The following is an 11,253-nucleotide window of genomic DNA, read 5'->3' as shown; positions in this document are numbered from 1 at the left end:
CCGAGCGGGCGGCCAGCGCCTCGTCCTCCGGCGCCACGAGGCCGGGCCGCCCGCCGAGCCGGCGGCCGCGCAGCGACGTGGGGCCGCCCGCCGAGCGGGCGGCCGCAGCGGGTCGTCCGCGCAGCGACGTGGGGCCGCCCGCCGAGCGGGCGGCCCGCACCACCCGCGTCAGCCCTTGCGCGGCGGGACGCGGTTCTTGCGCTGCTGGCCGAGCCCGATGCTCTTGGCGAGTTCGGAGCGCTGCGCGGCGTAGTTCGCCGCCACCATCGGGTAGTCCGGCGGCAGGCCCCACTTCTCCCGGTACTGTTCGGGGGTGAGCCCGCGGGTCGTCAGGTGCCGCTTCAGCGACTTGTAGGGCTTGCCGTCCTCCAGCGAGATGATCGCGTCCGGCGTCACCGTTTTTCTGATCGGGATCGGCGGCACCGGCTTGGCCGGCTCGGGCGGCGGCGGCAGGACCAGCGCCTGCAGCGTGCCGTGGATCGAGGTCAGCAGCCCGGGCAGGTCCGCCGCCGGCACTGAATTCTTCGAGATGTAGGCCGACACGATGTCGGCCGTCAGGGCGACGAGATCCTCAGGGTCCGCATCCTGGCCGTCCACGTCAGTCATCATCCAGATCCGTCCGTCAGGTTGATGGGGCCGGGCCCGTCCCCGCACGAGGCGTCGACGGTCGGCCCTCTTGGTCTCCTTGGGCGCTCTCCTGACGGTGCGAATGCACTACCCGGGAGTGCGCAGCAGATGTGTTCGCTCCGTTTGCCCCATCCCGCAAGATGGAGAACGAAACATTGCTGCCCCAGATACGTAGTTCTTGTGGACGATCCCTGCGAAAGGGCGGAGAAAAACAAACCTTAGGTTGTATGTTTCTGTTATGGTTGCAGCAAAATTTGTAAGAAATTCATCCCCGTTCTTTTGGCCCTGGAACCGGTCAAGGCACAGGTTTCGCGCAGCTGTTCCGACCCGGCGACCAGAGGAGTTCACCGGCCGCGCGCCGCCGCGCAGACGACCCGCGGCCGCGCAATCAGGGAAGATGAGAGAAGCAAACTTGCGCGCCCCATGACGGTACTCACCCTCGTCCATCAGGTGCACGAAGAGATGCCGCCGCGGCGGGTCAGGCCCGAGTCTTGACTTCAGCTTGTCCGGATTGACCTGCGCCGGGCGGAGCGCGACGCGTCCGTCCGCTCGTCCGGGCCGGACGCGGCGATGGATTCTGAGACCCGGCGCCGCACCGGCCGCCCTAACCCTGCGGGAGGCCGGCCCGGACGGCCCGCGGCGGGCCCGCGCGGGCCGCGCCGCGCGGCCGCGGGGTCAGGCCGCGATGCGCAGGCGGTCCTGACGGTAGCTCTCGATGAGGGCGGCCGGGATCGAGTCCAGCACCGCCGCCACGGCGGCCTCGGTGGCGAGGCTCTGGGCGAGAACCCGGGCCTCCTCGCGCGCCGCCTCGGCCTCGAAGCGGTTGAGCAGCGCCACCAGGGCGTGGCTCTCCGCGAAGGGCAGGCGCTCGCAGGCGGTCACCGCGCGCTCGATCATGCGGCGGGACAGGGCCGGCCCGCTCTCCTCGGTGAAGCCCTGCGCCTCCTCGCGCCACGCCGACATCGCCGCCGCGAAGGCAGGTTCGAGGGAGGCGGGCAGGCCGGCCCGGCGGTAGAGGGCGGAGAAGCCCTGGCCGCTCCCGTCGAGGAGCAGGCCGGCGACCCGCGCCGGCGGCAGGCCCGAGAGATCCGCCAGGGCGGCCTCCGTGAAGGCCATGCGCCGGGACAGCATCGCCCGCAGGACCAGGCCGGCGGTGAGTTGGCCGTTCCGGCGCAGGTAGGTCACGAGACGGCGCAGGTCCTCCCGGGCGGCCCCCTCGGCGAGGCCCAGCGTGGTCCGGTCGCGCGCCTCGCGCGCCACGCGCTCGCCGCGATCCGGGCTGAGCCAGCCGCAGCCGACCACGAAGTCCGAGAGCGACTGGGCGAGCCGGGCGGTCACGGCCTGGCGGACCTCCAGCGGCAGGTCCGGCCGGGCGAGCAGCGCCTCGCGCAGGCCCCCGTCCTCCCCGTGGCGCTCGACCATGCGCAGCAGGCTGCCGGGGGTGATGGCGGCGCCCGGATTGGCCGCGAGGCCGCGCAGGGCCGGCACCCCGGCGATCTCGGCCAAGGCCCCGCAGACCATCGGCGACAGGTTCGGACGCGCCGCGACGGCGCAGCGGGCCTCCTCCTCGCCGATCGCCGCGCAATCGACGAGGTCGGCATCCGACAGGACCGGCGAGCGGGCCAGGACCAGGGCGGCGATCTCGGGCACGTCCTGCGCCAGGGCCACCACCACCGGCCGGGGCGCCTCGGCGGCGTTGGCGAAGGCCTCCGCCAGCGCCCGGCGCACCAGGGGCGAGGAATCGTCGAGGAGCGCCGTGACCGCGGTCTTGGCCTCCCAGCGCGCCTCCGGGTCGAGGTCCGCGTAGAGGTAGGCCCGCGCCAGGGACGAGGCGGCCTCGGCCCGCCGGCCGGCGGATTCGTGCTGCGTCCAGAGCAGGAACTGGCGGATCATCATCGGGGGCAATCCGGGAGGCGTGGCGGCGTCAGGGACGGTCGGTGGTGCGGTAGAGCGTGACAAGGGGCCGGGCGGCCGCGGGCGGCCGGGCGGCGAATTCGGGCGGCCGGGCCGGCGGGAGCGGCGCGGCGGACAGGGTGGGCGGGGCGGGGTCGGGGCGGGGCGCCGCGGCGGCGGGCGCCGCGGGCGCGGGATCGTCGTCGGAGCGCGGAAAGTAGCTCGGGGCGGCGGGCTCCCCGCCCGCCCGCCCCTGCCAGAGCCGCGCCACCCCGTCCGAGACCGGGCCGCGCCTCGCCTCGGTCTGGAACAGGGAGCGCAGGCCCGTCTCGCGCGCCGGCGCGTAGGCGGCGGCCTCGCTCCCGGCAGCCTCGCCCGCGGCGGCCGCACCCGCGGCGGCCACGGGGGGCGCGGGGGCGGCCTGGCTCGCGGAGAGCAGCGCGTAGAGCTCCGCCGCGCCGCGGGCCCGGCCGGAGCGGTCGTAGAACAGGGCACGGTTGGCGGCGGCCGCCTCGGGCAGGTCGGCAGCGGCGGCCCGCGCGGGCGTGAACTGGGCCGACCGGATCAGCGTCGCGGCGCCCCGCGGCCCGAGCAGGTGGGCGGCGTAGAGGTCGCCGCGCGTCGGCTCGCGGCCGAGTTCGGCGAGGAGCGCGTCGTGGTTGCGCCGGGTCAGCGCGCCCGCCATGGCGGAGGCCACGTCCGGGTCGCGCCGCAGGTCGAGGATGGTCTGCCGCGCGGCCGGGTCGCTCACCGTGTAGCCGCCCTGGGGGCGCGGCGTGATCGCCTCCGCGTAGGAGGACAGGCCGAGCGACGGGCCGTCCTGCTTGAGCACCGCGAGCCAGGTCTGCTCGATGAACTGGAACAGCCCGCTCGCCGAGGAGGTCGCGGCCTTGGCGCTCGGGTCGAGGCTCGATTCCCGCTGCGCCGTGGCGAGGAGGTAGTCGAAGCCGGTGCCGGTCTTCTCCGCGCCCTGGCGGATCGCCTCGACCACCGGGCCGGCGCCCGCCGCGCGCGCCGGCGGGGCCTCGCGGGATGGTGGGGGGGATGTGGTGAACAGGAACATGGCGCCCCGGCGGGGCGGCACCGCCCGGGCGGGTGCCGTCTCCAAGGGTCACCATGCTCGGATCATGGTAAATGAAGGTTGAAGCGTCCCGAAACCGGACGGGCCGGGCCGCCGCTCAGCGCCGCGTCACGTCTCCGCCGCCCTCGGGCCGGCGCATCTCGAAGCGGCTCTGGCCGTCGACCGCGAAGTAGTCGAAGTAGCCGCCCCGCATCAGCGGCTGCATGGCGCCGGTATCGACCCGGCCCGCCTCCGTGACGAAGCGGTCGTCGACGTAGATCGAGACGACCTGCCCGATCACCATGAAGTAGCGGGCCTCGCCGCCGCCCAGGGGCACGAGCGGGACGGTCTGCAGCCAGCGGCACTCGATGGCGGCGGGCGCCTCGGCCACCCGGGGCGGGCGCACCTTGCGCGAGGGCGCCGGGGTGAGCCCCGCGAAGGCGAACTCGCTCTCGCCGCGCGGCAGGGGCGCCGAGGTCCTGTTCATGGCGTCCTTGAGGGCGAGGCTGGCGAAGCTGCAGACGAACTCGCCGCCCTCCTCCGCGAAGGCGAGCGCGTCCTTGCGGCCGAAGGACGAGAACATCACCATCTCGGGATTGTCCGCGACCCCGTTGAAGAACGAGTAGGGCGAGAGGTTGAGCCGCCCCTCGCGGTCGAGCGCGCTGATCCAACCGATCGGCCGCGGCGCGACGAGGGCCTTGAACGGGTTGTGGGGCAGCGGGCGGGTCTCGGCGTCGTAGTGCATGGGGGCGCCTCCGGGGATGGGCGGAGCCTAAGCACTATTCGCCGCCGCGGTCACCGGTGCGACGACGCGGACGAGCCTTCGGCCCGGCATCGGCGATCCGAGCGGGTCGACGGCCCGAGGCGTCCGTATCCTGGGCCGTCGGGATGATCCGGGATCCGCGTGATCGCAGCGGCTCCCGGATCAGACCCGCGTGACGATCGCCGCCAGGTCGGGGCGGGGCCGGTCCGCGGGCGCCTGGGCGGCGCGGCCGATATGGACGAAGCCCGCCATCCGCTCCTGCGGCGCGAGGCCGAGCGCGTCGAGCACCCGCCGGTCGTAGGCGATCCACTCGGTGAGCCAGGCGGTCGCGAAGCCCATCGCGTTCGCCGCCACGACGAGGTTCATCGCCGCCGCCCCCGCCGACAGCACCTGCTCCCAGTCCGGGATCTTCACGTGGGGGCCGGCCCGCGACACCACCCCGACCACGAGCGGCGCCTGGGCGAGCCGGTCGCGCTCGAGGGCGCGCCGCGCCGCGTCGGCCTCCGGGTGGTCCGCCGCGTAGGCCGCCTCGATCACCGCGCCGATCCGCGCCGCCCCCTCGCCCTCGATCACCAGGAAGCGCCAGGGCGCCAGCTTGCCGTGGTCCGGCACCCGCGACGCGATGGTGAGGAGCGTCGCGAGTTCCTCGGGCGTCGGGCCCGGGCCGGCGAGGAGCGCGGGAGGGACCGAGCGTCGGCGGCGCAGCAAGTCGAGAGTCGCGTTCATCGGACCTTCAGTGCGGATGAGCCAGAGACGAGGCGGGGCAAGGCGGGCCGCCGCGCCGCCCCTCCTCTTAGGCGCCGCGCGGCGGGCTTTGCAATCCGGCCCGAAAACCGTCACGGGGATCGGGCACGCGGCCCGCCGACCGCACCCGTGGGACACGACCTGCCGGAAGCCCGACCATGAGCCGCCTCCCCGCCCCGCCGCGCGACCAGGCCTGGACGCCGCGCGACGTCCGCCTCGCGCTCGCCGCCGTGCTGATCTTCTGGGCCGCCGCCGCCGCGGTCTGGCCGCTCACCGGCGCGGTCGTGCCGTGGGATTCCAAGAACCACTTCTACCCGATGCTGCGCTACCTCGGCGCCGCCCTGGCGAACGGGGAATTGCCGCTGTGGAATCCCTACCACTTCGCCGGCCACCCCTCCGTGGCGGACCCGCAATCGCTCCTGTTCACGCCGACCATGCTGCTCTTCGCGTGGCTCGACCCGTCGCCCTCGATGGAGCTGTTCGACGCGGTGGTCTTCGCCCATCTCCTGCCGGGCGCCGTGGCGATGCTGCCGCTGTTCCGCCGCCGGGGCTGGCACCCGGCCGGGGCGGTCGCCGCCGCCATGATCTTCGTCCTCGGCGGTTCGGCCTCGGCGCGGCTGCAGCACACGGGCATGATCCTGTCCTACGGCTACTTCCCCCTCGCCCTCTGGCTGCTTGAGGAGGCGCTGGACCGGCGCTCCCTCGCCTTCGGCCTCGGCTTCGCGGTGGCGGCGGCGCTGATGACGGTCGGGCGGGACCAGGTGGCCTTCCTGTGCGGCACCGTGCTGATCGCCCGCGCCCTCTGGGCGGTGCTGGAGGCGCCGGCGCCCCTCGCCTTCCTGCGCACGCGGCTTCCCCTGCTCGCCGCGATGGGGCTCGTCGGCGGGGCGCTGCTGGCGGTGCCCTCCCTGCTCACCATGCAGCTCCTGATGACCTCGACCCGGCCCTCCTTCGGCTACGGCGTCGCCGCCATGGGCTCGCTGCCGCCCCAGAGCCTCGCCACCGGCCTGTTCGCGGACGTGTTCGGGTCCCTGCGCTGGACCTACGATTACTGGGGCCCGGACTGGTCGTCCCTGGAGGGCGGCACCTGGACCGACCGGGCGATCAACTACATCTTCGCCGGCACCATCCCGGCCCTGCTGATCCTCTGGCACGGGGTGGCGGGCGGGCGGCTCCTCGCCCGCGAGATCCGCTTCCCGGTCCTGGTGCTGGCCGGCGCGCTGACCTACGCGCTGGGGCGCTACACCCCGCTCTTCGCCCTGCTGTTCGACCACGTGCCGGGCATCGACCTCTACCGCCGGCCCGCCGACGCGACCTTCGTGGTCAATATCGGCCTCGCGCTCACGGCCGGCTACCTCGTCCACCGCTACGTGCGCGACGGCCTGCCCGCCCTGCCGCGCGGCCGGGGCCGCCTGCTGCCGCTCCTCGCACTCGCGCTCCTGGCCGCCGCGCTCGCCGGCGCCCTGCTCTTCTCGGGGCCGCGCGGGCACCTCGCCGACGCCCTGCGGGACATCGCGCTGGGGGCGGGCCTCGCGGGGGCGGCGGTGCTCGTCCTGTGCCGGCCGCGCTCGCGGGCGCTCGCGGCCGCGGGCCTCGTCGCGGTGACCGGGGCGGAGCTGATCTGGCGCAATGCCGGCTCGTCGCTCAACGCCGAGCCCGCCGAGCGCTACGCGGTGTTCCGGCAATTGCCCCCCGAGCAGCTCCAGGGCCTCACCATCCTCAAGGCCGAGCTCGACGCCCGCCACGCCAAGGGCGACCATCCCCGCGTCGAGATCCTGGGGCTGGGCGGGGCGTGGCAGAACGCCTCGATGGTGCTCGGGCTCGAGGACACGATCGGCTACAATCCCCTGCGCCTGTCCGATTACGAGCGGGCCGTCGGCCCCGGCGAGAACGCCGCCGACCCGAACCTGCGCCAGTTCCCGGCCCTGTTCCGCGGCTACCGCTCGCGGCTCGCGAGCCTGCTCGGCCTCGAATACCTCGTCCTCGACCGCCCGGCCGAGCGCCTGCCCAGGCATTTCCCGCAGCTGACCGGGGCGAAGCTCCTCTACGGCTCGGGCCAGATGTGGATCTACCGCCTCGACCCGGCCCGGCCCCGCGCCTACCTCGCCACCCGCCTCGTCCCGGTCGAGTCCGAGGACGTGCTCTCGCAGGACGAATTGCCGGAATTCGAGGGGAACGACACCGCCCTGATCGACCAGGACAGCCTGCCGAAGGTCAAGGGATCCTACGGCCAGGCCGATCCCGCCGCCCAGGTGACGCCCGCCGCCGGCGGCGCGCAGATCCTCGCCTATCGCCGCACTCTCGTCACGGTGGAGGTCGACACCGACCGCGACGCCGTGCTGGTGCTGCACGATCTCTACTATCCGGGCTGGCAGGCGCGGGTGGACGGCGTGCGCCGGCCGATCCTGCGCACCAACCTGCTGTTCCGCGGCGTCGAGGTGCCCAAGGGGCGCCACGTGGTGGAGTTCCGGTTCCGGCCCCTCTCGGTCGGCAACCTGATGGCGGCGGCGAGCGACCTGCTGGCGAGGGACGGGAATGAGGCGGGCGAGACGGCTCTTCGGTAAGGCGGTCCTCGGCGGAGTCGTCCTCGGCGGCGCGGCCCTGGGGCTTCCCGGCGCGGGTCCGGCGGCGGCCCAGGAACCGGGCCGCCCGACGCCGTCCATGGCGAACCCGCCCCTGGCCAATCCCGCCATGACGCCCCCGGCGCCGGGCCCCGCGGAGGCGCCGCTCTCCCTGCGCGCCGTGCTGACGAGCGAGGGCAAGCCGATCCGCGGCGGCCTGACCTGGCGCATCTACGAGGATCGCGGCGATGCCGGGAAACCCGCCCTGCTCGCCCGCTCGGACGAGCCCCAGCCGACCTTCCGGCTGGCGCCGGGCAGCTACCTCGCCAACGTCACCTACGGCTTCGTCAGCACCTCGAAGCGCGTCACCCTGGCGCCGACCGGGCTGCAGGACCAGGTCACGGTCAATGCCGGGGCGCTGCGCCTCGCCGGCGCGGTCGGCGATGCCCGGATCCCGCCGGGCCAGCTCGCCTTCGCGATCTTCGTGCCGATCGGCAACAACCCGGAGGGGCGGCTGGTCCGCGACGGGGTCAAGGCCGGCGAGCTGATCCGGCTGCCGGAGGGCACCTACCACGTGGTCTCGACCTGGGGCGATTCCAACGCCATCCAGCGCGCCGACCTCAAGGTCGAGAACGGCCGCATCACCGACGCGACCCTCAACCACCGGGCCGCGACCGTGACCCTCAAGCTCGTGGCCGCGCCCGGCACCGAGGCCTTCGCGGGCACCGCCTTCTCGGTGCTCACCCCGGGCGGCGACACGATCCGCGAGGCGATCGGCGCCTTCCCGCAGGTGACCCTGGCGGAGGGCGAGTACCAGCTCATCGCCCGCCACGACGGCAAGGTCTACACCCAGGATTTCAAGGTCGAGAGCGGCGTCGACCGCGACATCGAGGCGATTGCCAAGGACCCTTGAGCCCCGCCGCGCCCGGGCCGCCCCGGTCGGGGTGTCACGCGAAGCGCTTGGCGGCCGCCACCGTGGCGACGACGCCGGCGCAGGCGAGGACCAGGGCCGCGTCGACCGGCTCGCCCAGCACGAGCCCGGCGAGGATCAGGCTGAAGAAGGGCTGGAGCAACTGCACCTGCCCCACCGCCGCGATGCCGCCCCGGGCGAGGCCCCGGTACCAGAACACGAAGCCGATCAGCATGCTGAACAGCGACACGTAGGCGAGGCTCGCCAGCGCCGGCAGGCCGACGCCCGCCCACCCCCGGCCGCAGCAGCCACGCGGCGGGCAGCGAGACCGGGAGCGACAGCACGAGCGCCCAGGCCACCACCTGCCAGCCGCCGAGCCGCCGGGCGAGCCGCGCGCCCTCTGCGTAGCCGAGGGCGCAGAGCACCATCCCGAGGAACAGCCACGCATCCCCGCCCCGAGCCGGCCCCCGCCCTGGCGCAGGGCGAAGCCGGCCACGATCGCGCTGCCGAGGCCCGAGAACAGCCAGAAGGCCCGCCGCGGGCGCTCGCTCCCCCGCCAGACGCCGAACAGGGCGGTGGCGAGCGGCAGGCAGGCGACCGTCACGGTGCCGTGCGCGGCCGTGACGGTCCGGAGGGCGAGCGCCGTGCAGAGCGGCCAGCCGAGCACCACGCCGAGCGCCACCAGGGCGAGCGCGCCGAGGTCGCGCCGCCCGGGCGCCGGCTGGCGCAGGAGAGCGAGGAGCCCGAGCGCCGTCAGCCCCGCCGCCCCGGCCCGGAAGGCCGTCACGAAGAAGGGGTCGAGGTCCGCCACCGCGACCCGGGTCGCCGGCAGGGAGCCGGCGAAGATCACGACGCCGATCAGCCCGTCGCGCAGGGCCCGGCGGGCCACGGCCCGGTCCGCCCTCTCCCGCTCCGGCATCGTCGTCCCGGCGGCCAAGACCTCGCTGCGCATCGCATCCCCCCGATCAGCGCCACCATCGGGTGGACGGCCCTGTCGCGACAGGGACGGAACCGGTACGATCCGGACGAACTGTCCGGGTGCGGAGGCCAGTACGGATGGAGACGGCGCGGGACGCGACCCGGACCGAGGCGGTGGCGGAGGCGATCCGCGCGCGGATCGCGGCCCGCGCCCTGGGCCCCGGCGCGCGCATCCCCTCGGTGCGCGGCCTCGCCGCCCAGATGGGGGTGTCGAAATCGACGGTGGTCGAGGCCTACGACCGGCTGGTGGCGGAGGGCGCCATCGCGGCCCGGCCCGGCTCGGGCTTCTACGTGGCGGGGACGGCGCGGCCCCTCACCCTGGCGGAGATCGGCCCGCGCCTCGACCGGGCGGTGGATTCCCTCTGGGTGACCCGCCAGAGCCTGGAGGCGGGGACCGGGGTGCCGATGCCCGGCTGCGGCTGGCTCCCGCCCTCCTGGCTGCCGGACGAGGCCCTGCGCCGGGCCCTGCGCGGCCTCGCCCGCGGCGAGGCGGCGGACCTGCTGGCCTACGACGAGCCCCTGGGCCACGCCCCCCTGCGCCGCGCCCTCGCCCGCCGCCTGCACGACCGCGGCATCCCGGCCGGCCCCGAGCGGATCGTCCTCACCGATTCGGCCACGCAGGCCCTCGACCTCGTCGCCCGCCTGCTTCTGGAGCCCGGCGACCCGGTGCTGGTGGACGATCCCTGCTACTTCAACTTCCGGTCCCTGCTGCAGGCCCACCGGGCGCGGCTCGTCGGGGTGCCGTGGACGCCGGCCGGCCCCGACCTCGACGCCTTCGCGGCGGCCCTGCGGGCGCATCGCCCCCGCCTCTACGTGACCAACTCGGCCTTCCAGAACCCGACCGGCGCGACGATGAGCGCCGGGATCGCCCATCGGCTGCTGCGGCTCGCCGAGGCGCACGACGTGCTGGTGGTCGAGGACGCGCTGTTCGAGGATCTCGATCCCGATCCGGCGCCCCGGCTCGCCACCCTCGACGGGCTCGACCGCGTGATCGCGATCGGCAGCTTCTCGAAGACGCTCTCGGCGGCGGTGCGCTGCGGCTACGCGGCGATGCGGCCGGACTGGGTCGACCGGGTGGTCGACCTCAAGCTCGCCGCGAGCTTCGGCAGCGGGCGGCTCGCGGCCGGCCTCGTGCACCGCTTCCTGGCGGATGGCAGCTACCGCCGCGCCCTCGACGGTCTGCGCGCCCGCCTCGCCGACGCGATGGGCGCGACGCGCCGCCGGCTCGCCGCGGCCGGCCTGACGCCCTGGCTCGAACCCCGCGGCGGGCTCTATCTCTGGGTGTCCCTGCCGGAGGGGCTGGACGCCGCCGGGATCGCCCGCCGGGCCCTGGCCGAGGGGGTGGTGCTCGCGCCGGGCAACGTGTTCAGCCTGTCGCAGAGCGCCGGATCGTTCCTGCGCTTCAACGTGGCCCAATGCGCCGACCCGAAGGTCTTCGCCGTGCTGGAGCGGGCGATGGCGGCGGAGCGGGCGGCGCGCTGAGCCCGGGCGGCCGGGTTCTCCGGGGGGCGTCACGCCCGATCCGCTCGATCCCTTCGGGATGGCGGATTGGGGCTTCGCTCACGCGCCGCGCGGGCGCGTGATCCGGGATCCGCTTCGATCAACCGGATCCCGCATCACGCGGTTCTCGGTCGATCGGTTCAGCGTCGCCGCACGGCGAGGCTGAGACCGGCTGCCCGGCCTGCGCGTTCCCGCTCCCCCGTTCCCGGACGGGTGG

Annotated in this window: 8 protein-coding genes and 1 pseudogene; 3 read left to right on the top strand and 6 right to left on the bottom strand. The window is 74.9% G+C overall.

What is annotated here, in order from left to right; translation table 11 throughout:
- Positions 1-168: 168 nt before the first annotated feature.
- The 5 genes from QA634_RS31815 to QA634_RS31795 all read right to left on the bottom strand — a co-directional run bounded on the left by QA634_RS31815 (position 169) and on the right by QA634_RS31795 (position 5,069).
- Positions 169-609, bottom strand: a complete 441-nt coding sequence (locus tag QA634_RS31815; protein WP_026191024.1) for a MucR family transcriptional regulator — start codon at positions 607-609, stop codon at positions 169-171.
- A gap of 693 nt (positions 610-1,302) precedes the next feature.
- Positions 1,303-2,523 (bottom strand): DUF2336 domain-containing protein, encoded by a 1,221-nt coding sequence (locus QA634_RS31810; RefSeq protein WP_012335941.1) that lies wholly within the window; start codon positions 2,521-2,523, stop codon positions 1,303-1,305.
- 28 nt (positions 2,524-2,551) lie between these two features.
- Entirely contained in the window at positions 2,552-3,583 is a 1,032-nt protein-coding gene (locus tag QA634_RS31805; RefSeq protein ID WP_012335940.1) for a lytic transglycosylase, read from the bottom strand.
- Positions 3,584-3,698: 115 nt separating this feature from the next.
- The gene (locus QA634_RS31800; RefSeq protein WP_012335939.1) at positions 3,699-4,325 is read right to left on the bottom strand and encodes a flavin reductase family protein; all 627 of its coding nucleotides are present in this window, start codon (positions 4,323-4,325) and stop codon (positions 3,699-3,701) included.
- Between the two features lie 180 nt (positions 4,326-4,505).
- The gene (locus tag QA634_RS31795) at positions 4,506-5,069 is read right to left on the bottom strand and encodes a nitroreductase family protein (protein ID WP_012335938.1); all 564 of its coding nucleotides are present in this window, start codon (positions 5,067-5,069) and stop codon (positions 4,506-4,508) included.
- Between the two features lie 176 nt (positions 5,070-5,245).
- On the opposite strand from QA634_RS31795, the gene QA634_RS31790 reads away from it, so the two are divergent.
- The gene (locus tag QA634_RS31790) at positions 5,246-7,651 is read left to right on the top strand and encodes a YfhO family protein (protein WP_012335937.1); all 2,406 of its coding nucleotides are present in this window, start codon (positions 5,246-5,248) and stop codon (positions 7,649-7,651) included.
- On the top strand, positions 7,623-8,561 hold the full coding sequence (locus tag QA634_RS31785; RefSeq protein WP_012335936.1) for a hypothetical protein: 939 nt from the start codon (positions 7,623-7,625) through the stop codon (positions 8,559-8,561). Before QA634_RS31790 ends, QA634_RS31785 begins: the two co-directional genes overlap by 29 nt.
- Positions 8,562-8,595: 34 nt before the next feature.
- Here the strand turns inward: QA634_RS31785 and QA634_RS31780 are convergent.
- A pseudogene (locus tag QA634_RS31780) lies at positions 8,596-9,477 on the bottom strand (DMT family transporter).
- Between the two features lie 137 nt (positions 9,478-9,614).
- Between QA634_RS31780 and QA634_RS31775 the strand changes: the two are divergent.
- A complete protein-coding gene (locus QA634_RS31775; protein WP_012335934.1) occupies positions 9,615-11,018 on the top strand; it encodes an aminotransferase-like domain-containing protein in 1,404 nt (467 codons plus the stop codon).
- Positions 11,019-11,253: the final 235 nt, after the last annotated feature.

Origin of the sequence: Methylobacterium sp. CB376, assembly GCF_029714205.1 — a bacterium.
GTDB lineage: Bacteria > Pseudomonadota > Alphaproteobacteria > Rhizobiales > Beijerinckiaceae > Methylobacterium.
This window is presented reverse-complemented; position numbering and strand designations above follow the sequence as displayed.